This window comes from Collinsella sp. TM04-29 (genome assembly GCF_003466565.1).
Taxonomy (GTDB): Bacteria; Actinomycetota; Coriobacteriia; order Coriobacteriales; family Coriobacteriaceae; genus Collinsella.
In genome coordinates this window covers 42,975-67,656 of the sequence record NZ_QSPW01000006.1, presented here as the reverse complement: position 1 = coordinate 67,656, position 24,682 = coordinate 42,975, and the positions used below count along the sequence as shown (strand labels likewise).

Annotated in this window: 19 protein-coding genes and 1 tRNA gene; 3 read left to right on the top strand and 17 right to left on the bottom strand. The window is 59.9% G+C overall.

Features of this window, described 5'->3' with window-relative positions:
* Positions 1 to 235: 235 nt before the first annotated feature.
* The 14 genes from rbr to DXD39_RS09430 form a co-directional block, all read right to left on the bottom strand.
* Positions 236 to 775, bottom strand: a complete 540-nt coding sequence (rbr, locus tag DXD39_RS09495) for a rubrerythrin (RefSeq protein WP_055252097.1) — start codon at positions 773 to 775, stop codon at positions 236 to 238.
* A 114-nt stretch (positions 776 to 889) separates the two neighbouring features.
* Positions 890 to 1,795, bottom strand: coding sequence for an adenine glycosylase (locus DXD39_RS09490; RefSeq protein WP_117564952.1), 906 nt, complete (start codon positions 1,793 to 1,795; stop codon positions 890 to 892).
* A 21-nt stretch (positions 1,796 to 1,816) separates the two neighbouring features.
* Complete coding sequence (locus tag DXD39_RS09485; protein WP_117803914.1) at positions 1,817 to 2,302, bottom strand: Rrf2 family transcriptional regulator; 486 nt, start codon at positions 2,300 to 2,302, stop codon at positions 1,817 to 1,819.
* 358 nt (positions 2,303 to 2,660) lie between these two features.
* Positions 2,661 to 2,738, bottom strand: a tRNA-Asp gene (locus DXD39_RS09480).
* 409 nt (positions 2,739 to 3,147) lie between these two features.
* Positions 3,148 to 3,615, bottom strand: a complete 468-nt coding sequence (locus DXD39_RS09475) for a YfcE family phosphodiesterase (RefSeq protein WP_006235155.1) — start codon at positions 3,613 to 3,615, stop codon at positions 3,148 to 3,150.
* A 96-nt stretch (positions 3,616 to 3,711) separates the two neighbouring features.
* A complete protein-coding gene (locus DXD39_RS09470; protein WP_006235156.1) occupies positions 3,712 to 4,428 on the bottom strand; it encodes a LytTR family DNA-binding domain-containing protein in 717 nt (238 codons plus the stop codon).
* 72 nt (positions 4,429 to 4,500) lie between these two features.
* On the bottom strand, positions 4,501 to 5,844 hold the full coding sequence (locus DXD39_RS09465) for a histidine kinase (protein ID WP_117757814.1): 1,344 nt from the start codon (positions 5,842 to 5,844) through the stop codon (positions 4,501 to 4,503).
* Entirely contained in the window at positions 5,841 to 7,028 is a 1,188-nt protein-coding gene (locus DXD39_RS09460) for a glycosyltransferase (protein ID WP_117803913.1), read from the bottom strand. Before DXD39_RS09460 ends, DXD39_RS09465 begins: the two co-directional genes overlap by 4 nt.
* A 171-nt stretch (positions 7,029 to 7,199) precedes the next feature.
* Positions 7,200 to 8,459: an MFS transporter gene (locus DXD39_RS09455; RefSeq protein WP_117803912.1), complete on the bottom strand. Its 1,260-nt coding sequence runs from the start codon at positions 8,457 to 8,459 to the stop codon at positions 7,200 to 7,202.
* 101 nt (positions 8,460 to 8,560) lie between these two features.
* Positions 8,561 to 9,505, bottom strand: a complete 945-nt coding sequence (locus DXD39_RS09450) for a zinc dependent phospholipase C family protein (protein WP_117758476.1) — start codon at positions 9,503 to 9,505, stop codon at positions 8,561 to 8,563.
* Positions 9,506 to 9,597: 92 nt separating this feature from the next.
* Positions 9,598 to 10,332, bottom strand: coding sequence for a LytTR family DNA-binding domain-containing protein (locus DXD39_RS09445; RefSeq protein WP_117803911.1), 735 nt, complete (start codon positions 10,330 to 10,332; stop codon positions 9,598 to 9,600).
* A 38-nt stretch (positions 10,333 to 10,370) separates the two neighbouring features.
* Positions 10,371 to 11,756 carry a histidine kinase gene (locus DXD39_RS09440; protein WP_233541166.1) on the bottom strand — a complete coding sequence of 462 codons (1,386 nt, stop codon included), beginning with the start codon at positions 11,754 to 11,756 and terminating at the stop codon, positions 10,371 to 10,373.
* A gap of 117 nt (positions 11,757 to 11,873) precedes the next feature.
* Complete coding sequence (locus DXD39_RS09435) at positions 11,874 to 13,151, bottom strand: amidohydrolase family protein (protein WP_117648122.1); 1,278 nt, start codon at positions 13,149 to 13,151, stop codon at positions 11,874 to 11,876.
* 131 nt (positions 13,152 to 13,282) lie between these two features.
* On the bottom strand, positions 13,283 to 14,734 hold the full coding sequence (locus tag DXD39_RS09430) for an APC family permease (protein WP_117803909.1): 1,452 nt from the start codon (positions 14,732 to 14,734) through the stop codon (positions 13,283 to 13,285).
* A gap of 565 nt (positions 14,735 to 15,299) precedes the next feature.
* On the opposite strand from DXD39_RS09430, the gene DXD39_RS10350 reads away from it, so the two are divergent.
* A complete protein-coding gene (locus DXD39_RS10350) occupies positions 15,300 to 16,130 on the top strand; it encodes a C39 family peptidase (protein WP_233541165.1) in 831 nt (276 codons plus the stop codon).
* 373 nt (positions 16,131 to 16,503) lie between these two features.
* Here the strand turns inward: DXD39_RS10350 and arcC are convergent, their stop codons facing one another.
* The gene (gene arcC / locus DXD39_RS09420; RefSeq protein ID WP_117716147.1) at positions 16,504 to 17,466 is read right to left on the bottom strand and encodes a carbamate kinase; all 963 of its coding nucleotides are present in this window, start codon (positions 17,464 to 17,466) and stop codon (positions 16,504 to 16,506) included.
* A 435-nt stretch (positions 17,467 to 17,901) separates the two neighbouring features.
* Between arcC and DXD39_RS10205 the strand changes: the two genes are divergently transcribed.
* Positions 17,902 to 18,051, top strand: a complete 150-nt coding sequence (locus DXD39_RS10205; protein WP_158551673.1) for a hypothetical protein — start codon at positions 17,902 to 17,904, stop codon at positions 18,049 to 18,051.
* Positions 18,052 to 18,158: 107 nt separating this feature from the next.
* On the top strand, positions 18,159 to 19,520 hold the full coding sequence (locus DXD39_RS09415; protein ID WP_117629715.1) for an ATP-binding protein: 1,362 nt from the start codon (positions 18,159 to 18,161) through the stop codon (positions 19,518 to 19,520).
* 278 nt (positions 19,521 to 19,798) lie between these two features.
* Here the strand turns inward: DXD39_RS09415 and nifJ are convergent, their stop codons facing one another.
* A complete protein-coding gene (gene nifJ / locus DXD39_RS09410; protein ID WP_117803908.1) occupies positions 19,799 to 23,338 on the bottom strand; it encodes a pyruvate:ferredoxin (flavodoxin) oxidoreductase in 3,540 nt (1,179 codons plus the stop codon).
* 402 nt (positions 23,339 to 23,740) lie between these two features.
* Positions 23,741 to 24,679: an FHA domain-containing protein gene (locus DXD39_RS09405; RefSeq protein WP_117803907.1), complete on the bottom strand. Its 939-nt coding sequence runs from the start codon at positions 24,677 to 24,679 to the stop codon at positions 23,741 to 23,743.
* Positions 24,680 to 24,682 lie beyond the last annotated feature (3 nt).

Genomic DNA, 24,682 nt, shown 5'->3' with positions numbered 1-24,682 from the left:
AAGCTGGCCGCTGCGCGGCCAGCAGACTAAAGTCTTGAAAAACGTGCCGCCCCAAAAGGGGCGGCACACAAACTTCTAATCAGCTTTTCAGTAACGAGCACGCGACGACCCGAAGCCGGAGCGCAGGGCGGGAGGCCGGATCGCCTTCCCTCAACGCGACCCTGCGGAGCCGTGAGCGGGGAGGGAAGGCGATCCGGCCTCCCGCCCTGCGCTCCGCAGCAGCCAGCGCCAAGCGCTAGTAGTTCACCACCTGCTCCTCAAAGTACGCCTTCGGGTGGTTACAAACCGGGCACACCTCAGGCGCCTCGGCACCAACGTGCAGGTGCCCGCAGTTCAGGCACTTCCACACCTTTACGCCCTCACGCTCAAACACCTCGCCCGACTCGATGCGCTCGACGAGCTTGTTGTAGCGCTCCTCGTGGGCCTTCTCGACGGCGGCGACACCCCGGAACTTTGCGGCAATCTCGGCAAAGCCCTCTTCCTCGGCGGTCTTGGCAAACTCGTCGTACATCGTGGTCCACTCGTAGTTCTCACCCGCGGCGGCATCGCGCAGATTGTCCAGGGTATCGGGGACGGCGCCATCGTGCAGATACTTAAACCACAGTTTGGCGTGCTCGGACTCGTTGCCAGCCGTCTCGGCAAAGATGTTCGAGATCTGAACGTAGCCGTCCTTCTTTGCCTTGGAGGCATAGTAGCGATACTTGGTGTGTGCCTGGGACTCACCGGCAAAAGCGGTCTCGAGGTTCTTCTTGGTTTGGGAATTCTCAAAATCCATAGGTGTACTTCCCTTCAACGCATGCCGCCCGTAGGCTTCGAGCGGCCTCGTCTTTAGGATGCCCTCATGTCGGAAATCTAAACCTTACAATCCTGTTCTTCAGATTTCCACGGGCTAAATGCTCAGCCAGCGATCGCCCTCGGCTCGGCAAAAGCCCTCACGCTCCAGGTCGGCCAGAATGCCCGCGACAAGCTCGCGCTCGACCGGCCCGCGCCCAGCCGCCGCTTCCATATCGTTAACGCCCACCACGGCATCAGCAAGCGTAATCCCCGCCGGTTGGCCATCGCGCGCTGCCAGCAACATGCGCACGATATGCGCGCGCTTTTGGCGACGTGAGCCCTCAAACTTTGATTGACGGCTATAGCCCGCCGAGCGCCTGGACGGATTGGGCAACGTCTTTTTTAGATATGCGCCGTAGTCCAGCAACGCGTAATACCACGCGCGCGGCGTGTCGGCATCATCGAGCGGCACGGCAAAGGGAGCGATCTCGTCGGTCGCCGCACCGGGGACCGCCGGACAGGCCGCCTGAATCAGCGGCACCAGCTCGCGGTCGGGAACAGCCGGTACATCGGGAAAGAAGTGATGCAGAAAGACCGTGCGCACGTTGGTCTCCAGATACACGCCTGGAAGGTCAAACGCGAACGACCGGATACCTTGCGCCGTTGCCGGGCCAATACCAGGCAGAGCGACCAAGTCACGCGTCTCGCGCGGAAACTCACCGTCCCAGTCCTCCACAACGCGCTGAGCGGCCTTGTGGAGCGCCAGAGCGCGTCGGTTGTAGCCCATGCCCTGCCAAGCGTCCAAAACATCGGAAGGCGCGGCTTGGGCAAGCGCCTGCACGGTCGGAAAGCGATCGAGCCACGCCGGCATACGCGTCTCCACGCGTGGCACCTGTGTTTGCTGCAACATGACCTCGGAAAGCCAAATGATGTACGGATCGCGCGTGCGGCGCCACGGAAGGTCGCGATAACGCAGGACCCCTTCCGAACGAATCATCGAACGAAAGGGGTCCTGAATCATATCTATGCTCCTTATGCGGCGCTATTCCTCCCGGCATGTATACGCACAGGTGGCGTACTCGGGAAACGCTTCGCGGTCGGCGAACTTGGGATCGACGGCCAGGAACTGGCGGTGAGCGACGATGTCGCCGAGCGAAACGGAATCGAGGTAGTCGCGCATCAATGCTTGAGCTCCGGCCCACAGGGGATGATAGCAGCACGTGCCCATGCGCGCACAGTCGCCATCGGGTGCGGTGCAATCATTCATAACCATAGGGCCCTGAACGGCCTCGACGACCTGACGAATGGTAACGTCGTCCGGACTGACCTTGAGACGCATGCCACCGTGGACGCCACGCAGGCTCTCCACAATACCGGCCTGGACCAAACCGTGCTGAATCGAGCGGGCAAACGAATACGGGACATTGACCTCTTCGGCAGCGGTGCGAACAGAAAGCAAACGCTCCGGATCCTCGGCAAGCATCGCCAACATACGAAGGGCGTAATCAGTCTTCCTCGATATGTCCATTTTTCCCCTTTCAAGGAATACGAACAGCTCGAACGAGCTCCGGGGCCGAGCTTGTGTCGAGACGCTAAATGACCGCAGGACATCCAAATGGTAAATCGGATATCCACTGAATGCCGCGCTTGGAGCGAAATGCATCAGATGCGGCCCACAGTGCAATTTAGTATAACCTAACCCCCTGCTTCGTTGAACAGGTGTTGCGCAACAAAGCTGTTGTTTAGACAGATATGCTTATTAGATTTTACTTGCGTTCCCGAAGGGGCGGGGATTCTGGGCGAAGATGCGCCAGGGCGATCGTTCTATCGAAACAAAGTGCATCAAACGCAAAAAGCCACGTCCGAAGACGTGGCTTTAATTGCGTTGGCGGGAAGTACGGGGCTCGAACCCGCGACCTCCGACGTGACAGGCCGGCGCTCTAACCAAACTGAGCTAACTCCCCAGGCAGGCGTTCGCGTTTGTTTCCGCTCGCGTGCGCTGCGGGGATTAGTATACACAGAAGTCTGTCCGGCGCGCAACAACTTTTTTGAAAAAATTTTTTGGAGCCATCCGGGAGGGTCTCCGGGGCTGGGGGCGGGGGTTAAGTTTGCTGCTCTACAGTCCTGCGCAAGACGGAAAGCACATTAAGTGCTTTCCTTTGCGTGCGGAACTCGCGACAAACTTAACCCCCCGCCCTCGGCCCCGGAGACCCTCCCTGCCGTCACATTGTTCGAGCCGTTGTTGTTGCTCGCCGCTTCGCGGCTCGGCGGCCCCGTTCTCCGCGGCGGGGTTGTCTAAGGTTTTTGTTGAAGCTCGGCCATTGGCTCAAATGGAAACGGGGAACGCATCTGCATCCCCCGTTTTTGTTGCGGTTACTCCAAGTCAATAAACTTGGTGCTTAGGATCTTGCCGTCTTTAACGAGCATTCTGGCCATGGTGGGGCCTCGGGTGCCTCTGGGGTAGCTGGCGCTGCCCGGGTTGAGGACTAGGCAGCGGCCCACCTGGGCTTCTTTGGTTACGTGGGTGTGGCCGTTGATGGCTACGTCTACGGATCCCACCGGAAGGTCTTCGCGGTAGTGGGCTACGGCAAATTTGAGGCCTTCGTAGGTAAAGAGCGCAAGACGGTCTACATCGGGGCCGTAGTCGCGGTAGTAATCGTTGTTGCCCAATACGGCCCGTACAGGGGCGATGGTGCACAGGTGCTCGTAGTCCATCTCTGACGTGAGGTCGCCGGCGTGGATGATCAGGTCTGCGCCCTCAAGCTCATCCAAGAGCGCAGGCGATAAATAGCCGTGGGTGTCCGAGATGATGTCGATACGCTTGGCGCTTGCACTGTTCATGGGATCCCTTCCGCAAAAAACGATTCGGCAGATACATACAAAAAAGGCCCCACGGCTCCGCAGACGATGGGTCTACAGGGCTGCGGGGCCAGTGCGCTAGAGACTCAAGGCCTTCTTGAGCGGCACGACGCGGCGGCGCGAAACCGGCACGCGTTCGTCGACGCCCGTAATGCCCAGCTGGATGGCGCCCGAGGGCACCGTCTCGACGTCCGTAACGCACGCCAAGTTGACGATATAGCGGCGGTGAACACGGAAGAAGCCAAAGTCGCAGAGCTTGGCCTCAAACTGCGCCAGCGAGGTCGTCGACAAAAAGCGATCATCGACGGTATAGATGCAGGAGTAATCGTCCTTTGCCATGATAAAGCGGATGTCATCCACGGGAATGAGCACCTTGCGGCCGCCCTTTTCCACCGGGATACGCTCGATGGTCACTTTGCTGTCCGTAACCGGCTTGGCGCGTTGCATGACCTTCTCGATCGCGCGATCCAAGCGAGCTTCCTCGACAGGCTTCATCAGATAATCGACGGCATCGACGTCGAATGCCTCGACCGCATGGTCGCTATACGCAGTCACAAACACGATCGCCGGCGGATTTTTGAGCTTATGCAGCGCCTCGGCAAGTTGCAGACCCGAGGCACCAGGCATCGAGATATCGAGAAACACGACATCCACGCGACTTTCCATAAGCATCTCGATGGCGGAGCGGACGCTCGACGCCTCCGTGATCGTGCCGATCTTGCCCGTTTGCTCGAGCAAGAAGCGAAGCTCCGAGCGAGCCGGCGCCTCATCATCCACAATCATCGCACGCAGCATAGGGATAAAACCTTTCGTCAACTAACTACGCCAGGCATCCGTCGCATGACGTTGAGCCCGTAGCCTTTTATTTTACTCTTGAATGTCAAAGATGCTCTCTGACAAATCAAGATGAAGAAGCACTTTGGTGCCCTTGCCCGGCGCCGATTCGACACGCGTATAGGAGTGCGGCCCAAAAAAGCGATGGATGCGCTCCGAAATATTGTGCATGGCCACACCGGCGCCGCCACCCTGGGGAGAGCTGGCGTCGGGACGGGCAGAGCGCTCGTCAAACAGTCTGGCGGCGGTACCCTCATCCATGCCCACGCCATTATCGGCCACGGCAATCAAGATTGCATCCTCGCCGTCTTGGTGAACGGTCACGTCGATCCTCAGGGCGTCGTCATCGCCCATACCATGACGCACGGCGTTCTCGACAATCGGCTGGATCACGAACGCCGGCACCAGCGTATCTTCCACGTCCTCGGACACATCGAACGTCGCAAGCACGCGGTCCTCGCCAAAGCGGGCCTTCTCAAAGGTAAGGTAGCGCTTGGTCTGTGCGACCTCGCGCGAGACCGGAATAAGCGATCCCGAGTTGTCGAGTGTAGCACGATAGAACGATGAGAACTCACGAAGCAGTTCGCGGGCCCGCAGCGGGTCGGTGCGCGTAAACGATGCAATGGTGTTCAGCGTGTTGAACAGGAAGTGCGGGTTAATCTGCGCCTGCAGCGCACGCACCTCGGCGCGCGCCGTGAGTTCCTTTTGCACCTCGAGCTCGTGGATGGCGAGCTGCGTGGACAAGATCTCGGCAAAGCCCGAGGCAAGCGCATACTGGGTACGGTCGACGGCGCGCGGGGTCTTGTAGTAGAACTTGAGCGTGCCGACGGTACGATCGCCCACCTTGATGGGGGCGATAATGCCGGCGGGAACTTGGTTGTGCGAGCCGTCCGAGCCCACGACATCCACCATACGGTTGAACGACTGCACGATGCCATGTTCGATAACGTAGCGTGTGGCAAGCGTGTGGATGGGAGTATCGGGCAGCAGTTTTTCCTCAAACTCGCCCGCGCAGGCAAGCACGTTGTCCTCGTCGGTGATGGCCACCGTCATGGCGCGCGTCTCGGGCAAAATGCGCCGGCACACCAAACGCGCCGACTCCTGCGTCAGACCGCCCTTAATGTCCTCGAGCATGGCCGAGGCCACCGAGAGCGTCTCCTCGGTGTACTGGGAGCGCACCGAATCGGGATTGAGCGTCAAAAAGATAAAGATGCACAGAAAGATGCACAGCAGCGCGCAGGCAATCACCGTGGCGATCGGCTCGATACCGGTCACCAAGGCAAAAATAAAGTACACCAGCACGCAAATGGCGCATGCAACGGCAATGATGCGAAAGATTGATATTGAACTATCGCGCTGGGCGCGGCGGTCGATCATTCGGCCCCCTCCAGGATACTGATCAGTTGTGCGTCACGCCAAAGCCCGTCCATGATCTTGGGCCAAAAGCTCTGGAAACGCAGGTAGCTTGCAGCGTTTTGGCGCGCATAGGCCTTTGCCTCGCCGATACCATGGCGCCAAATGCGCAGGTAGCCCTCATGCTCGCGGGTAAACACGCTGCGGACCATAGCGGTCTTGCGCACGCGGTCGTCGAGCTCGCGCGAAATCCACGGGCCCGGGTAGGGCATGAGCGATGCCGCCGTAACGGGGATGAGCTCCTTTTGATGCGCGGCGAACGTCAACTTGGCCCGTTCGTAGTACCAACGGTATACATCCTGCATAAAGCGCGGTGAGCGCTTTTCGGACTCCGGAGGCAGATGGCGCACGGTCCACTCGTTATCGAACCACACGTCGTAGCCAAACATGCGCATGTTAAAGAGGTAATCCAAGTCCTCGCCGCGGGTGATAAACGGGTCAAAGGCCACACGCGTAAAGGCGCGGGCGTGCAGGGCCATCAGGCCGCCGCACACGTAGTTGGAGCGCGAGATGCGGGTGCCCGAGAGCGCCTTTTTCATCCAACGGTTGAACTCGATGCGCTTGGTCCACCAACGATGGCAGATGCCCGCCTTGTCCGTGGGAGCCAGCGGCGAGCCGTCGCGATCGTAGAAATAGCCGCTCTTGACCAAGATCGGCAAGCCCTGACGCGTCTGCTGCCCCAACGCATAGGTCGCGCGCTTCATAAAGTCGGCGTCGATGACAGTCTCATCGTCATCCAAAAAGATAACCGCGTCATGCCCCAGCACAGCGGCACAGGCTAGCCCCATGTTGCGGATGGCACCGTAACCTCGCAGGCTCACGCACTCGCCCGAACCCTTGGGCGCGATCTGAGCAACCCGGTCTGCGATGCGCGAGGCCTGGGTGTTGGTAACAACGGTGACCTTGAGCGTGGGATGCGCGTCGACAATCTCGTGCACGCGCAGCGACACATCGGCTGTGGCAGAAACGGGACAGACCACCAAAAGGATGATGCGCGGGATGTCACGTACCTGCTCAAGCGAGGCCAGGCAGCGGTCGAGTTCGGGATTGTCGGCGTTGAGACGCGTCGAATGGTCATAGGTGCCAGGGGCGTTTGCGCAAGCGTCATCGCCCGCCCAATACGTTGGAATCACGACCGTGGCGTTCATGCCTTACCCTCCCTGCAACACAAAAACGGGACGCCGCCAAACACAGGCGACGCCCCGCGACCTAGCTGACTCCATCATACCCACTTGGGCTAATCATTGTTCGAAAGTCAGAATGTTTATTGCGGATAACCCCAAAAGAGTATCGCGGCGGACGCAATTACCGGCAAGTTCCTATGCGGCCTGCTCTGCCGTCTGAGACATGCGGGACAGACGGACCAGCAGCACAAAGCCCACCACCAGCAGCACGCCGATAGACAGGACGCCCAGCGACGGGTTGCCGGTCAGCGAGGTGACGACCGACACCAGGAAGGTGCCCATAACGCTTGCATAGCGGCCAAAGATATCAAAGAAGCCGTAGTACTCGTTGGACTTTTCCTTGGGAATAATGCGGCCAAAGTAGCTGCGGCTCAGCGCCTGCACGCCGCCTTGGAACAGGCCGACCAAAATGGCAAGCACCCAAAACTCAAAGGCGGTCTTGAGGAAGAACGCGGCAAAGAGCACGATGCCCATATAGGCGGCGACGGCCACCAAGATCATATTGAGCGTGCCCACGCGACCGGCAAGCTTGCCGTAGATGATGGCGGACGGGAAGGCCACAAACTGCGTAACGAGCAGAGCCAGCACCAGTTGGGTCGAGTCGATGCCCAAAGCCGATCCATAGCTGGTTGCCATGGAAATGACCGTGTGCACGCCGTCGATGTAGAAGAAGAACGCGATCATGTAGACCAGCACGGTCTTGTTGTGGGCGATCTCGCGCATGGTGTGTCCGACCTCGGAGAACACGCCGCCCACGATGTGGCCGATGGTGTCCTCGGGACCACGCTCGCGACCGTACTTCTGCTTATAGGTGCGAATGAGCGGCAGGGTAAAGATGAGCCACCAGGCGCCGGTGATGACAAACGACAGACGCGTTGCCAGCATGGTGGGGATACCAAGAGCGGAACCACCCATGATAAGCGCCAGGCAGATGATGAACGGCACGGTGGAACCGATGTAGCCCCAGGCATAGCCCGAGCTGGACACGGCGTCCATGCGCTCGTCGGTGGTAATGTCGGGCAGCATGGCGTCGTAGAACGTCATAGAAGAGTTAAGGCCGATGGTGCACAGCACGTACACGGTCAAAAATGCCATGGCGGACATTGGGATAGCCTGCGCCAGGCAAAGAACCAGGCCCGTGAGGAAGAAGCCCAAGAAGAACTTGATCTTGTTGCCGGCGTAATCGGCAAGCGCGCCCAGAATGGGCATGAGCATGGCAATGACCAGCGAGGCAATCGTCTGCGCGTTGCCCCAAGCGACCACCAGGTCTGCCGAGGAAGCACCGGTATTGATGGCGTTAAAGTAGATGGGCACCACCGAGGTATTGAGCAGCACGAGGGCCGAGTTTCCCACATCGTACATGACCCAGTTACGCTCGAGCTTGGTGTATTTCATGGACAGGGACCCTTCGTATTCGCCCGATATGCAGTTAGTTCATCGTACCCCAATTGTCCAGAAGCACCGGTAAGGATTCGGCAAAGGGGCACGCATGAGCCCTATTCCTCGCGGTCGAACTCCTCATCGGCATTGAGCACGCGACCGCTGTAATTGACATGGTTGGTCACGGCTTCCATATCGCCGGTCTCGATAAAGCGGGCAACCGTGCACTCGTAATCGAGCAGCGCGCGGTCAAAGACCTCGGGGAAGCTCTCGGTCGAGACTTCATCGGTAAAGGGGTTCTTCCATGCCAAGTGGCCCAGGTTGCCGGTACGCTCGGTCAGCTCGGTCGTCACGCGGTGCGCAAGGCCGTCGAGCAGCGAGTAGTCGTGCACCAAGCCCTCAACCAGCGAGATCGCGCGCGTCTTTGCGGAGCCGGCCGGCTCAATCGCGCGGTAAAGTCGCTGCATATTGGCAACGGCAGCACCGTACTCCCCCGCCGGAATGTCAATGCCGTACACGCGTCCGGCAACATAGCTCATCAGCACGCCGGCCACGCGATTGATGCGATCGGTGGTGACGATCTCGCCCGCCGGCGGGTAATCGTCGACCGTAGCGCCATCGCGTTTAAGCTGCAGCATCAGTACATCCAGGTCGCTCTCGATCACGGCATGGACCTGACTGCTCGAATCCTCAAGCTCTGAATCGGACTCCACGATGCCAAACTGCTGCTCATAGACAAAGGGGTGAGCGTTGCGGTCGAGCACGTAATGAGACAGCAGGCCCAGCGCAAAGGCACGACCCAAGCTGGCATCGCGCGGCAGCAGATGCGACACGCCGTCGCGCAGGCACGCGAACTGGCGAGACATGCGCGACCGATGCATGACCTGCGCCAGCAGCGTGCAGTCGGAAACACGCGGTGTCAGAATGTGAAAGAAAAACGGGTCGGGGCCTTGGTTGCCCAAGATAAAGGCAATGCGCTCTTCATCGGACGTGATGACGCACTGCGGAAGACGGTCGATGCTTTCCTCGCCAAACAGATGATGGGTGATAAGCGCGGGCATAATGATCCTTTCGATTTCATTCGATGCCACCCATTATGCCCACCGCGCGCCCGTGCCAAACCTGCGGCGGTAAACGGTGGCGTGCGGACCGCTTACGCAAGCCCCAGGTGCGTCTTAACCTCGGCGGCGCGACGGCGGGACACGGGCACCGTCGAGGTCACGCGATCGAGCCTGAGCTCCATCAGGCCCGTGGAGCCGATCTCGACATTGTGCACGTCTTCCAAATTGACCAGATAACTGCGGTGGACACGGATAAAGCCCTCGGAGGCCAGGCGCCGCTCGAGCGAGGAAATCGACTCATTGATCAGGTATGTTCCCTCGGCGCAGACGGCGTTGCAAAAATCGGCACGCGCCTCAAAGTAGCAGACATCCGCCACGGGGATGAACACCTTTTTACCCCCGCGGTCCACCGTCAGGCGAAGGGGCTGACGCGGGGTATGGACAGCGCGGCGAACACCCAGGGCGGTTTCGATCTTGTCGAGCGCCTTCGACAGGCGCGCGTCCTCGACCGGCTTGACGACATAGTCGACAGCATCGAGGTTATACGCGTCGGCCGCGAACTCTGCAAACGCCGTCACAAACACCACCACCGGCGGCGTCTTTAGGTTTTGCAGGGTCTCGGCTAGCTCAATTCCCGAGCGGCCGGGCATCGTGATATCCAAAAACAGCACGTCGGGCTTGTTCGACAGAATCGACTCCACGGCCTCGGTGACATTGCCCGCCTCGGCAATCTGTCCCACACGTGCATCCTTTTCCAGCAGATAACGTAGCTCAGCCCTAATAGGAGGCTCGTCATCAACCACCAAGATGTTCCAGCCTTCGGACATATGCGCTTCCCCTCTTTTTCTCTCAATCCAACCGCGTGCTACGCCGTCAACGGCGCCGGCTCATGCGGCTCGCCGTTCAGCTCGACGATGACCTGCGTCCCCACGCCCTCCTGGGACTTCACGCGCATGCCAGAATCTTCCCCGTAAAAGAAATGGATGCGCTGAAGCACGTTGAAGAGCGCCAGGCCGCAGCCTCGCTTGATGGAGCCGTCGGCGGTAATGCTCTCGGGCTCCTCTCGGCGATGCTGCTCAAACAGGTGCGCGCAGACTTCTTCGCTCATACCGATGCCGTCATCTTCGACGATGATCTCCAGACCGTCATCGGTCTCAAAAGCCCCAACACGAATAGAAAGCGGCTCGGTCTCGCGCTGGGCATGCTTGATGCAGTTTTCGAGCAGCGGCTGTAAGATAAACGGCGGCACCATGCTGTCGCGCACCTCAAAGTCGATGTCGACCGAAACGCGCAGACGGCCGTCGCCATACCGGGCCTGCATAAGATTGATATAACGAGTGCCCTGTTCCACCTCATGCTCGAGCGTGGTGAGCGTATCGGAGTCAGAAAGCGTCTGACGATAGTAATTGGAAAAGTCGATCAGCAGCGATCGCGCCTTGTCGGGCTCGGTTCGCACGAGCGACACGATAGTGCTGATGGTATTGAACAGAAAATGCGGGTCGACCTGCGACTGCAGGGCGCGCAGCTCCACGCGGGCCGTAAGCTCGTCCTGGCGCTCGAGCTCAAAGCTGGCGAGCTGCGTGGAAATGAGATCGGCAAAGCCCGAGGCCAACGCCGTCTGGCGCATATCGATGCTGCTCAGGCGGGGATAGTACAGCTCGAGCGTACCCACGCAATGCCCGCGCACGGTAAGCGGTGCGACAATACCGGCGCGCAGGCGGGGAAAATAGCCACCCGTCTCATTGGAGGTGTCACGCGAAAACACGCTCTGCTCGCCCGTCTCAATCACACTGAGCGTGGTCTTGAGCACGACCGGGGTGCCGGCGGGACACTTTGTCGAATCCTCGCCCCAACTTGCCAACACCTGCTTGCCGTCGGTGAAGCAGATGGCCGAGGCGATAGTTTCGGACAGAATGATTTTGGAGGCGCCCAGGGCAGCTTCGGGCGTAAGGCCGCGCGACGTGTAGGCGAATATTTTTGATGCGATGGCGAGCGTACGGTCGGTTGCGCTCGATGTGAGGTCGTCGGGGACCACAAAGACATACGAGAAAAAGAAGCACAGCATGACCAGGCCGGCAATAACGACAACGCCCGGAACGGGATTGGGATTATCGGTTAAATCCCAGATAAGCAGCAGGATAAGCGCCGGAACGACAACACCGAGCAGGATGGCCTGAACCACATGCTGGGCCGTACGAAAGACCTTGGTCGAGTTGTAGCTCTTGCCTAGAATCAGCCTGTTTAAGTCCACCGTCATCCCCTTTTATCTACCGCACCCATAGCAATGGAGAGGGCCGCAAGCGACCCTCTCCATTGCATTATGCAATCAAAAACTGTGTTTTACATCCAGCCATCGACAAACGGTATCTTAGGCGCTGTATTTGTTGGCCTCGCCAAAGGTGCCAGCCTCGACGATCCAGCCGTCCTTCATGATGACGTCCATGTTGTCGGTGTTGAGCACGTGGATGTCGGCGGCGACGTCACCGTTGACGACCAGCAGGTCGGCGCACTTGCCGGCCTCGATGGAACCGGTCTCGTCCTCGATGTGGCACATCTTGGCACCGTTGAGGGTGGCGCAGGTGATGGTCTCGACCGGGGTGAAGCCGATCTTGTCGACAAACTCGTACATCTCCTCGATGGAGCAGGTGCCGTACGGGGTGACGAAGGAGAAGGAGTCGGAGCCGATCGTCATGACGACGCCGCGCTTCTTGGCCTCGCGCAGGCAGTCGTAGTTGCGCTGCAGCTCCTTCTCGACCAGGGTGCCCTCGTACTTGTCGTGCAGCTCGGGGACGTAGACGGGCGGATAGGTGGCGTACCAGGTGGGCAGGAAGGCGATCGTCGGGGTGAAGAAGGTGCCCTGCTCAGCCATGAGGTCCATGGTGCGCTCATCGATATCGAAGCCGTGAATCAGCTGCTCGCAGCCAAAGCGAACGGAATCGTAGGCAGCGGCGTGGTTGTTGTAGCAGTGGCTCCACACGGGAATGCCGACCAACTTGGCCTCTTCGATCACGGCCTGGATCTCCTCGGAGCAGTAGTGCTGGTCGCGGCCGGAGTCCCAGCGCCAGATGCCGCCACCGGTAGCCCAGATCTTGATGGCATCGGGGTTCTCGCGCAGGCGACGACGGACGGCCTTGCGCAGATCCCAAGGACCGTCGACCTGGTCGCCCCAGGGATGCGATTCCTTGTTGAGCTCCTGGCTGCAGTGGTGGGAGTCACCGTGACCGGCAACACGGCAGAAGCCGAGTCCGGTGGCCAGAACGCGCGGACCCTTAAAGACGCCCTTGTCGATGCAGTCGCGGATCTGGATACCAAAGCGGCCGATCTCGCAGACGGTGGTGAGGCCGTGGGTGAGGCAGTCGTAGGCCTGCTTGACGGCGACGGCCTGCTTCTCGAGGAGCGGCTGCATAACCCAATCGGTGTCATCGTCGGTCAGGTTGCCCGAGAAGTGCAGGTGGGTGTCGATCAGGCCGGGAAGGACGGTCTTGCCGGCGGCGTCGATAACCTCAACGCCCTCGGGAAGGTCCTGCATAGCACCGGCATACTCGATCTTGCCGTTGTCGTCGACGAGAACGAGGGAGTTCTCGACCGGCTCGGCACCGGTACCGTCGATGAGCTTGCCGCCAACGATTGCGTACTTAGTAGACATGGTTCCTCCTTATGGATCCATATAGTGGGCGAGGCCATGTTGGGTTAAGGCCTCACAAAGCTACCCAAGTGGTGCCGGGTTCGGTGCGCGGGAGAGAGGGTTCCGCGCACCCGATCCGCCCCGGCTAGGCGTTATTTTTTGCGGGAATTGGTGAAGGCCATGAGGGCCAGGCCAATGGCCAGCCAGCCGATCACGATGCTCCACTCCACCATGTTGAGGGAGGCGGGAGAGAACGGAATCACGAGCAGCCCGATGATGACGGCGCAGGCAGCGACAGCGAGGCAGATGCCAAACTTGCCGCCGGGCACCTCGTAGGGACGAGGCAGGTCGGGCTCGGTGAAGCGCATGCGCAGGCAAGCGAGGGCGACCATGCCGCAGGAGAAGATGAAGGCGAGGGCCGACACGTTGGTCAGAGGAATGAGCATGTTCTTGCCCAGGAACGGACCGATGACGGTGATGACGCCCAGGACGACGCAGGCGAGCTTGGGAGCGCCGGACTTGGGATCGACCTCGGCGAACTTCTCGGGCAGCTGGCCCTTGCGGCCCATGGCGAGCATGATGCGGCTCGTGGCGCCGTAGAAGGAGTTCATCGGGCCCATGGGTCCAAGCGTGGCGATGACGAGCATGGCCAGGTACAGGAGCATGTTGATGCCCTTGAGGCAGGCAAGCGCGGGAACCGGGCTCTTAACAAACTCATGCCAGTCGAGGATGGTGCCGAACGAGTAGATGCAGACCATGTAGAAGCCGCCTGCGGCCAGCAGGGCTAGGGAGATGATCTTGCCGAACTTGTTCCAGTTGAGGCCCTCGGCTGCTTCCTCAGCCTGCTGAGGAATGGTGTCGAAACCGGCGTAGAAGAACGGGGTCAGAACCAGGACCGACACGATGCCGGCGAACAGGCTGGTGCCCTCGGTAGCGGGCTTGCCGCCACCAGCGCCGGTGACCTGGGAGAACACGGGCATGGCGTGTTCCGGCGAACCGGTGAACAGCGAGACGCCCATGGCGAGCAGCATGCCGCAGAGCAGGGCCTTGGTCAGGAAGGCCTGGAGCTTGGCGGCCGAGCTGGCACCGCGGAAGTTGAGGAAGATGACGTAGACTGCAAAGCCGAGCGCGATCAGCGTCGGGAACAGGTAAACGTCGGCGCCCAGGATGGTATAGAGCTTGACGGCACGCAGCCACTCAAGACCGGGCAGGCTGCCGAACATCTCGGACACGAGGGTCGAGATAGCGATTGCCTCCCACGGGCACAGGATGCCGTTGCCCAGGGCCAGGAGCCAACCGGTGATATAGCTCAGCGTACGGCCAAAGCTACGATCGACATACTCGACGATGCCGCCCGAGATGGGGATAGCAGCCGTGAGCTCACCGAAAACAGCTCCGACGGGCACGAGAAAGATTGCACCCAAGAGGAATGCGATCATAGCGGGAACGGGACCGCCGCCCACGACCATCCAGTCGCCGACCTGCAGAACCCAGCCAGTTCCGATGATGGCACCGAAACCGATGGTGAAGAAGTTCCAGAGCGAAAGCGTTTTCTTCATGCCACCGTTACCTTCGACTGCAACTTCTGCGTTCTTGTCCACCATTGTTCCCCTCCTTTCCTTATTGACGCCTCTTTGACGCCACCCTTTGCGCGGTCTGTTTTGCCGCGCGCTTTTATTTCGTGGCTTTACAATACGGCCTTGGCGCAGCATGGCCGCCCACGGCTCGACCGAAGGCCGAACTCGCATATGAGTGGCGCCGTTTTTGGGACGAACGGCACGGTTTGCCGCTCATTGTTGTCGCCCGTCCGACGGGCGTACGCTCATCGGACGCATATAGAGATGTTTTTGAGGCCGTGTGTTTTGCGCCTTTCGTACCGTTTACCGAGCTTTTGACGCGCGGACCCATTTGTTGCACATCTTTTTTGTAGGATAGACAGGTTATACATGAGACAAGGCGGTACGAATGGCATACGGATACAACGACGGTGATCAACGGCGACAAAGCGTTCGCCTTGCTGGCCGCACCACGCCGACGCCCAGAAGTGCCACGAGCAGCAATCCGCAACGCCCTCAAGAGCAACCCAAGCCTTCGTCTCGGCAGCAGACAAACAGAACACGGCAGAGTGGCCGTCCGAGCACGGGCACAAGCGCACAGCAAGATAGCCGCTTGGGCGCGCGCACTCGACAGCGCCAAGCCGAGGTTCCGCAACTGCGCCGCAACGGCGCACGTCAGCCCGGAAGCCATATCAACCGCTTCTTTTCGCATCCCCAAGGCGGACGCGACGGCAAGCCCTACCGCTCGACATCGTTCGTGAATGCCCCCGCCCTGCCGGCTCGTCGGCTTTGCCTCGCACTGTGCTCTATCCTCATCTGTCTGGTCTTTGTGCTTATGAGCTCCTGTATGTCCCACGGCTCGGCCGGTCTCGAGCCCACCGCCGAGGACAAGCTGCTCAAGGCCCCCGTCGCGCCCGGTTATTCTTTCGCCTTTTCGACCCCGCGCTCGCAATGGCAAGCCGGCACGATGCCCCATATCTATCAGATCGACCCTGCATGGTCGGAGCTGCCTTACGCCGGCGGTACCATCCGCCAAAATGCTTGCGGGCCTACGTGCCTCACCATGGTCTATATCTTTAAGACGGGACGCACCGATATGACTCCCGTCGATATGTGCGCGCTTTCCGAGGCGGGCAACTACGCCCCCACCGGTGCAACCGAATGGTCGTTTATGACGAGCGGCGCGTGGCAGTTGGGACTTAACGGAACGGAGCTCCATAACGATCGTGACTCGATGACTCAGGCACTGCGTTCGGGAGCGCCCGTCATCGCCGCCGTTCGGCCGGGCACCTTTACCAACGTCGGCCACTACATTGTGCTTTACGGTATTGACGACGCCGACCATATTGAAGTCTTCGATCCCAACTCGGCCAGCCGCAGCGCCCGCCGCTGGGGTGTCGTAGAGGTCCTTAACGAAGTCGAAGCCATGTGGGCCTACTACTAGTCATTGGGGACAGACTTAATTGAGTGGTCTCTGGATGCCCGGAACTGCTGGCACGGAAAGCGCACCCCGCTTTGAAGTTCGATAGCGGGATGCGCTTTCCGTTAGCGGCCTGTTTGGGAAACTGGGGGCCATTTTTCGGGCAACTTCAGGGATGATTTTTCCGGTTGAGGGCCCCGGGGAAACTGTACCCCATTTTGGACGCTCATTGTGGGATGCACTTTCCGCAGTTGATTGGTGCTACTCATTTAAGTCTGTCCCCAATGACTACCGATAGCAAAAGCCCCGCAGCCGGAGCGGACTGCGGGGCTCATGAAGAGAGGCTAGTTTGTGGGCGTCTTGCCTGGCGCCCACGGGAGAGGCAACGGAGTAGGGACTACTCGTGGATGCGGGTACCGGAGAGGCCGGCCATGGTCTCGGCGGCCTTGTCCAGGGCGCCGATGATGCAGGTGCGGCCCTTGCGGGAGCGGGCGAACTTGATGGCGGCGCGGACCTTGGGCTCCATGGAACCCTTGCCGAACTGGCCCTCGTCGGCCAGGCGCTCGGCCTCGTCGGCGGTGATGTCCTCGAGCTCCTCCTGGTTGGGCTTGCCAAAGTTGATGGCGACGTGCTCGACGGCGGTCAGCAGGAACAGGACGTCGGCGTCGCAGTCCTCGGCCAGCAGCTCGCCGCCCAGGTCCTTGTCGATGACGGCGGGAACGCCCTTGTAGCAGCCCTTGTTCTCGTAGTCGCGGACGACGGGGATGCCGCCGCCACCGCAGGCGATGACGATGAACTCGTTGTCGAGCAGGTTGAGGATGGAGTCGGCCTCGACGATCTTCTTGGGATCGGGGGAAGCGACGACGCGACGCCAGCCGCGGCCGGAATCCTCGACGAAGACCTTGGAAGGATCCTCGGCCATGAACTCCTTGGCCTGCTCCTCGGTGTAGAAGGGGCCGATCGGCTTGGTCGGGTTCTTGAACGCGGGATCGTCCGGGTCGCACTCGATCTGGGTGACGACGGTGGCGGCGTGCCAACGCTTATAGCGCTTGTGCATCTCGCGGCCGATGCCCTGTTGCAGGTGATAGCCAATGTAGCCCTGGGACATGGCGCCGCACTCGGGCAGCGGCATCTCGGGGGTGCCGATGGCGTCGTGGGCAGCGGCGAAGGCGTTCTGGATCATGCCGACCTGCGGGCCGTTGCCGTGGGTGATGATGATCTCGTTACCCTGCTCGATAAGACCAAGGAGAGCGTGGGCGGTGTTGCTCACGGCCTGGATCTGCTCGACGGGGTTGTTGCCGAGGGCGTTGCCGCCGAGGGCGACGACAATACGATCGGGCTTGCCAAGAGGCTTAGACATTGCTGGAATCCTTTCTGTAAAAGGCCTACAACCCATTAATAACCCGCGTCCGTGCAATACGCGAGTTTATTAAGGTTTATATTCTCTTTATCGCTCATTTTATTCATTTTGAAAATAGTTTAACGGTGAACGGTCGTTTTTACCCGCTCAGCGTAAAGAAGCCCAGCTCACACATGTTTACGTCATCTACGTGCGACTTTATTTAATTAGAGCAGAGATTAGGCTGGATTATGCAAACTATATCTTTGCTAAACACATAACGGACAGCGCAATATCTTACTCGCACTATACGAGATTCTATACATTTATTAGACGAGTATGCACCCCTGCAAAAACACGGGGCTTTTCATCCAACAAAAGGGATAGCCAATCGCGCTTCACCCCGCGGCAAGCGGCTGTGAGTTCGCAGTATGGAACTTTACCGTCGGCTTCTGCATGAACGCTGCCGACGCCCTTTCGCTCCTGCGCGCCCAAGCAGCCGAGAACGCTAACGGCGCCACTGCCAACCTGGCCACCCTCAACAACGGCGCCGCCAGCCTTTTCGCAAAGTACCGTGCTGGCTCGCTGGCTTTGAGGCCTAAGTGAGCTTTGCTATTTGCCAATTTTTGTATGATTTGGGTCAAATCTATTTGTCAATTTTTGTATGATTAGGGGCAAATCTATTTGCCAATTTTTGTCAATGAGGTGTTTTAATGCTACGCCGCAAGGTCACTGATAGGCTTTTGAGCTGGAAGAATAACTCCCATAAGGCCCTGCTTGTTACCGGTGCGCGTCAGATTGGCAAGAGCTATGCGATTCGCGCGTTTGGAAAGAGCAACTACGCTTCGTATTATGAGGTCAATCTGCTACTTGATGCCGAGGCAAGAGACGTACTTGTTGGCGCTAAGAACTCCATTGACTTCATCAACCGTGTGGCCCTTCTTGCGGATGCACCGCTTGTTGAAGGAGACACGCTTATCTTCGTCGATGAGATTCAGGAGTATCCGCAGATCGTTACACTTATGAAGGCGCTGGTCGAGGACGGACGCTTTAGCTATGTCTTCTCGGGGTCTATGCTTGGGACTGAGTTTAAGGGGATCTCTTCTTTTCCGGTAGGGTATGTCGAGCACATTGTTATGCGGCCGATGGATTTTGAAGAGTTTTGTTGGGCAAACAGCGTCAGCGAAAATGTGCTTGCAGATATTCGCAGCCGCCTTGTCGAGAGACGTCCCGTCGAAAACTATATTCATGAGGCGATGCTCAAAAACTTTAGAGCCTATATCGTTTGCGGCGGCATGCCGGAGGTCGTTCAGAACTATATCGATTCGGGCTATTCGCTCGTGAGAACGCGTGAGCTTCAAATTCAGCTAGTCGATCAGTACAAAAGCGATATCTCTAAATATGCATCGACTCGAGCGTTTAACGTTCGCGCGATTTTCGAACAAATTCCCGTTCAGCTTGAGGCGGAGTCCCATCGCTTTGTTGTTTCATCCCTGGGCGAGGGGGCTCGCCTTCAAAAATACGAGCAGGATTTCCTATGGCTGGTGAACGCGGGCGTCGGTTTGATGGTCGCCCAGGTGACGGAGGCCCGGAGTCCTCTTAAGAGGACAGAGAAGGCGACCGCCTTTAAACTATACGAGTCTGATACAGGCATGCTCGCATCACGGTATCCCGGCAGCACGGCACGCGCTGTCTACCTTGATATGAAAACCCCCAACCTCGGCGGTCTCTATGAGAACGTGGTCGCGCAGGAGCTTGTCGCCCTTGGAACTGATGCATGGTACTACCAGACACGCGAGGTCGGCGAAGTTGACTTTGTGATCGAAGGCACCCGCGGGCACGTTGTCCCAATCGAGGTCAAATCGGGCAAGAAGGTTCGAGCCCATGCGGCCCTCGACCGTCTGATGAGCGTGAGCGAGTACAAAATCCCCGAGGCCGTTGTGCTAAGCCACGAGAACCTCAGCAAAGAGGGCAAGGTCCTGTACGTTCCAATCTATATGACATTCTGCCTCGATGAGTTTATGGAAAAGGACGACCCCAACAACGATTTCTCGTTTGCACCCATATCCCTCTAGGCCATCTGGGTCCGCGACCAGGTCCCCCTCTATACCCAAAGCAGCGCGTGGTTTCGCGGCAAAGCCGCGAAACAGCGACCGGGACAAGGCACCCCATCAGCCACGTCCTTCATCCAGCCCCACAATCCGAGGACGTAGTCGTAGCAGGATCTGAGGGCTGACCTTCGCGGACACTCCGCAGGACGAAAGAACCCCCGCCGCACGTTGTGCGCAGCGGGGGTTCCTTCATGTCCGAGGACGTCCGCGAAGGTTAGCCCTCAGATCCTGCGGTGGGAGACCTAGGCCTCGTTGTACACCGTCTTGAGCTTTAGCAGGTGAGCGTAGCGGTCCATAGCGGCCTGCTCATTCTCCTTGAAGAGCTCCTCGGCGCGCTCAGGGAAGGAACGCGTCAGCGAAGCGTAACGGGCCTCGTTCATCAGGAACTCCTGATAACCGCCCGCGGGCTCCTTGGAATCGAGCGAGAACTTCTTGCCGGCAGCAGCCTCGGGGTTGAAGCGGAAGAGGTTCCAGTAACCGCACTCGACAGCCTTCTTCATCTCGGCCTGGCAGTTCTGCATGCCGCCCTTCTTGATGGAGTGCATCTCGCAGGGGCTGTAGCCGATGATGAGGGACGGGCCGTCGTAGGCCTCGGCCTCGTGGATGGCCTTGAGGGTCTGAGCCGGGTTGGCGCCCATGGCAACCTGTGCCACGTAGACGTAGCCGTAGCTCATGGCAATCTCGGCCAGAGACTTCTTCTTGGTCACCTTACCGGCAGCGGCGAACTGAGCGACCTGGCCCAGGTTCGAGGCCTTGGAGGCCTGACCACCGGTGTTGGAGTAGACCTCGGTGTCGAAGACGAAGACGTTGACGTTGTGGCCGGAAGCCAGGACGTGGTCCAGGCCACCGAAACCGATGTCGTAGGCCCAGCCGTCGCCGCCGAAGATCCAGAAGGACTTCTTGGTGAGGTAAGCCTTGTCGGCGAGGATCGCCTTGGAAGCGTCGCAGCCGCACTTCTCGAGCTCGGCAACGTAGGCAGCGGCAGCGGTCTTGGAGGCCTCGGCGTCATTGACGGAGTCGATCCAAGCCTGGCCGGCGGCCTTGAGCTCGTCGGACGGACCATCGGCAGCGATGATGTCCTGGGTAGCGGCGATCAGCTTGTGCTGAACGGCCTCATAGCCAACGGCCATGCCCAGACCATGCTCGGCATTGTCCTCGAACAGGGAGTTGTTCCACGCCGGGCCGTGACCGTCCTTGTCCTTGCAGTAAGGAGCGGTGGCAGCGGGGTTGCCCCAAATGGAGGAGCAGCCGGTGGCGTTGGAGATGAACATGCGGTCGCCGGCAACCTGGGTCACCAGACGTGCATAGGCGGTCTCGGCGCAGCCGGCGCAGGAGCCAGAGAACTCCAGGTAGGGCTGCTTAAACTGGCTGCCCTTGACGTTGGCCGCGATGAGCTCCTTCTTCTCGGAGACGTTCTCAACCATGTAGTCCCAAACAGGCTGCTGGTCCATCTCCTGCTCGGTGGGAACCATCTCGAGGGCACCCTTGGGGCAGACCTTGACGCAGTTGGTGCAGCCCATGCAGTCGAGCGGGGACACGGCCATGGTGAACTTCATGCCCTTGGCCTTGGGGCCCATGGCGTCGAGCGTACGGGTAGCCTCGGGCGCGGCGGCAGCCTCGTCCTCGGTCATCGCGAACGGACGGATGGTGGCATGCGGGCACACGTAGGCGCACTGGTTGCACTGGATGCACTTGGTCTCGTCCCAGTGGGGAACGACCACGGCGACGCCGCGCTTCTCGTATGCGGAGGCGCCCAGCTCAAACTGGCCGTCGGCGCAACCGACGAAGGCGGAAACAGGCAGGCTGTCGCCGTCCATGCGATCGATGGGCTCGAGCAGGTTCTTGACCTGCTGGGCGATGGCGGACTTGGTCTCCTCGGAGAGCTCGACGGGAGCGGCGTCCTCGGCGGTAGCCCAGTCGGCCGGAACCTCGAACTTACGGAAAGCGGTAGCGCCGGCATCGATGGCCTTGTGGTTGGCGTCGACGATAGCCTGGCCCTTCTTCATGTAGGACTTGGTAGCCGCGTCCTTCATGTACTGCAGGGCGTCCTCGGCGGGCAGGACCTTGGCCAGCGCGAAGAAGGCGGACTGGAGCACCGTGTTGGTGCGCTTGCCCATGCCGACCTTAGCGGCCAGGTCGATAGCGTCGATCAGGTAGACGTTGACGCTGTTGTTCGCGATGTAGCGCTTGGCCACGGCGGGCATGTGCTCGGCGAACTCCTCGTCGCTCCACTGGCAGTTGACCAGGAAGGTGCCGCCCGGCTTGACGTCGCAGACCATCTTGAAGCCCTTAACGATGTAGCTGGGGTTGTGGCAAGCGACAAAGTCGGCCTTGGTCACGTAGTACGGCGAACGGATCGGGGAATCACCAAAGCGCAGGTGCGAGACGGTGACGCCGCCGGTCTTCTTGGAGTCGTACTGGAAGTAGGCCTGGACGTACTTGTCGGTGTGGTCGCCGATGATCTTGATCGAGTTCTTGTTGGCGCCGACGGTACCGTCGCCACCCAGACCCCAGAACTTGCACTCGATGGTGCCGGGGGCTGCGGTATTGGGCGCATCCTCGGCCTCGGGCAGGCTCAGGTTGGTCACGTCATCGACAATGCCAATGGTGAACTCGCGCTTGGGCTCGTCCTTCTTAAGCTCCTCGAAGACAGCGAACGCGGACGCGGGAGGCGTGTCCTTGCTGCCCAGGCCATAACGGCCGCCGACGACCTTGATGCCCGTCTTGCCGGCCTCGTAGAGAGCGGAGACGACGTCCTGGTAGAGCGGCTCGCCGATGGAACCCGGCTCCTTGGTACGGTCCATGACGGCGATCTTCTGGACGGTCTCGGGGAGAACGTCGACGAAGTGCTTGATAGAGAACGGACGGAACAGACGAACCTTGACCAGGCCGACCTTCTCGCCGTGAGCGTTGAGGTAGTCGATGACTTCCTCGAGCACGTCACAGAAGGAGCCCATGCACACGACGACGCGATCAGCATCGGGAGCGCCGTAGTAGTTGAACAGGCCGTAATCGGTGCCGAGCTTCTCGTTGATCTTCTTCATGTAGCCCTCGACGACGGCGGGAAGCTCGTCGTAGACCTTGTTGCAGGCCTCACGGTTCTGGAAGAAGATATCGCCGTTCTCATGGCTGCCGCGGGTGTGCGGGTGCTCAGGGTTGAGCGCATGGTCGCGGAAAGCCTGGACAGCGTCCATGTCGCACATCTCGGCAAGATCCTTGTAGTCCCACATGGCGACCTTCTGGATCTCGTGGCTGGTGCGGAAGCCGTCGAAGAAGTTAAGGAACGGGGTCTTGCCCTCGATGGCGGCAAGGTGAGCCACCGGCGAGAGGTCCATGACCTCCTGGACGTTGCCCTCGGCGAGCATGGCGAAGCCGGTCTGACGACAGGCCATGACATCGGAGTGATCGCCAAAAATGTTCAGGGCGTGGGAAGCGACGCAACGCGCGGAGACGTGGAAGACGCCCGGGAGCTGCTCGCCCGCGATCTTGTACATGTTCGGGATCATCAGGAGCAGACCCTGAGAAGCCGTGTAGGTGGTGGTCAGAGCACCGGCGCCCAGCGAACCGTGAACGGTACCGGCTGCACCTGCCTCGGACTCCATCTCGACGACCTTGACCGGGGTGCCGAAGATATTCTTGCGACCCTGGGCCGCCCACTGGTCGACATGGTCGGCCATCGGGCTGGACGGCGTAATGGGATAGATTCCCGCTACCTCGGTGTACGCATACGAAACATATGCGGCCGCCTCGTTGCCGTCCATAGACTTAAACTTACGCGCCATATACCCCTCTCCTCTCATATAGGTATACAGGCCCCGGCGATCGCCGGGATGTTGGCGTGATGGGATTTACGCTGTTGCTTCCAATCATCTGGCAGGCAGGCTCAGCAGCAGGTACATGGCGTGGAGAGAAGACATGCCGAGGCGAGGGGCAGCTGATGCGCCCTACAGGCCCGACCGCCCGTCTTGCACATGACCGAGCGCCGCAAAGGCCGCATGCCGGATGCTCCCGGGCACGCCCCGGCGATGGGAAGCGCCCGCAACGGAAATCCGCATGCGGGTTTATTGTACCCCGCCGTCAAGTGTAATTTCGGCAAATATAGGCGGGCGGTAAAGGTTTACCTCGGGTGACTGCCGGGAGCAAAATGATCCCTTGGGGACGGAGGGACCATTTGGCGGGACTGGCTAGAGGGCACCGAAGAGGATGGCGTAGGTAGTGGATTCGCCGAGCTTGAGCTCGTCGCCGGGATTGAGTTGGGCGGAACGGCCGGGCTCGACCTGAATGCAGACGCGCGTGGCCCCGTTTACCACCACGGTTCCGTTGGTAGACGACAAGTCCTCGACGTGCCAGATATTTTGAGCATCGCACCAGATATGGGCATGGCGGGCCGAGACATCGTCGCCGACGTCGGTAATATCGCCCTCACCAGTGGCCAGCGCGCCAATCTCAACACCCTGCTCGCTCGGCTGAATCCAACGCGGGGCGCTCACGACAAAACTGTTTTGCACGCGCAGCAAGCCCAAGGGATGCGCCGGGGCGGGTTCGCGCTCGCCCGCGGTCATCGACATGCCAAGCGAACGCGGCGTGGAGGTGCCTCCGCCACAGGTCGCGTGCGCGTAGTCGATGGCATAGTTCACCGAGGACCGCACATCCGCCGAACAACCGACGGCGACAAACAGCACCAGCACGGCCTCGGCGCGCTCGGCGGGCATGAGTTCCGCCGCCTGGGACAGGCGATCGAGCGCGTTGCGATAGAGATTCGTGTCCTGGTGGCACTCGTCGAGCGCGCGTACCATCGGTTCACCTGCAGGGCCGCACACCATATTGATCACAGCCGTGGAGTCCATGGGATTGCGCTGGCGCAGGGCCAGTTGCGACATAATACGCGCAGCCGAGGTACCGTATTCGGCAAAGTAGCGCTGCTGAAGCGTGCCGACCGGCGCGCGAACGATAAAGCGGGAAACCCAAGAGCGATCGGCGGCTCGGCTCTGCGGGCTGCGGCCGTCGGCGAGCGGACGGGACGAAAGCACCAAGCCGCACAGCTCGATATGGCTCAAATGCGCCGCGCGCTTAAAGATGTCAAACATGGCCCCGCATGGGGTGAGCTCAACTTGAGGTGCCATGAC

Excerpts from the sequence above, each read along its gene's own strand:
- DXD39_RS09490 (WP_117564952.1), bottom strand. The coding sequence starts at position 1,795 with ATGATTCAGGACCCCTTTCGTTCGATGATTCGTTCGGAAGGGGTCCTG.
- rbr (WP_055252097.1), bottom strand. The coding sequence starts at position 775 with ATGGATTTTGAGAATTCCCAAACCAAGAAGAACCTCGAGACCGCTTTT.
- DXD39_RS09465 (WP_117757814.1), bottom strand. The coding sequence starts at position 5,844 with ATGATCGACCGCCGCGCCCAGCGCGATAGTTCAATATCAATCTTTCGC.
- nifJ (WP_117803908.1), bottom strand. The coding sequence starts at position 23,338 with ATGGCGCGTAAGTTTAAGTCTATGGACGGCAACGAGGCGGCCGCATAT.
- DXD39_RS09415 (WP_117629715.1), top strand. The coding sequence starts at position 18,159 with ATGCTACGCCGCAAGGTCACTGATAGGCTTTTGAGCTGGAAGAATAAC.
- DXD39_RS10205 (WP_158551673.1), top strand. The coding sequence starts at position 17,902 with ATGAACGCTGCCGACGCCCTTTCGCTCCTGCGCGCCCAAGCAGCCGAG.
- DXD39_RS09405 (WP_117803907.1), bottom strand. The coding sequence starts at position 24,679 with ATGGCACCTCAAGTTGAGCTCACCCCATGCGGGGCCATGTTTGACATC.
- DXD39_RS09455 (WP_117803912.1), bottom strand. The coding sequence starts at position 8,459 with ATGAAATACACCAAGCTCGAGCGTAACTGGGTCATGTACGATGTGGGA.
- arcC (WP_117716147.1), bottom strand. The coding sequence starts at position 17,466 with ATGTCTAAGCCTCTTGGCAAGCCCGATCGTATTGTCGTCGCCCTCGGC.
- DXD39_RS09445 (WP_117803911.1), bottom strand. The coding sequence starts at position 10,332 with ATGTCCGAAGGCTGGAACATCTTGGTGGTTGATGACGAGCCTCCTATT.
- DXD39_RS09435 (WP_117648122.1), bottom strand. The coding sequence starts at position 13,151 with ATGTCTACTAAGTACGCAATCGTTGGCGGCAAGCTCATCGACGGTACC.
- DXD39_RS09460 (WP_117803913.1), bottom strand. The coding sequence starts at position 7,028 with ATGAACGCCACGGTCGTGATTCCAACGTATTGGGCGGGCGATGACGCT.
- DXD39_RS09475 (WP_006235155.1), bottom strand. The coding sequence starts at position 3,615 with ATGAACAGTGCAAGCGCCAAGCGTATCGACATCATCTCGGACACCCAC.
- DXD39_RS09450 (WP_117758476.1), bottom strand. The coding sequence starts at position 9,505 with ATGCCCGCGCTTATCACCCATCATCTGTTTGGCGAGGAAAGCATCGAC.
- DXD39_RS09485 (WP_117803914.1), bottom strand. The coding sequence starts at position 2,302 with ATGGACATATCGAGGAAGACTGATTACGCCCTTCGTATGTTGGCGATG.
- DXD39_RS09470 (WP_006235156.1), bottom strand. The coding sequence starts at position 4,428 with ATGCTGCGTGCGATGATTGTGGATGATGAGGCGCCGGCTCGCTCGGAG.
- DXD39_RS09430 (WP_117803909.1), bottom strand. The coding sequence starts at position 14,734 with ATGGTGGACAAGAACGCAGAAGTTGCAGTCGAAGGTAACGGTGGCATG.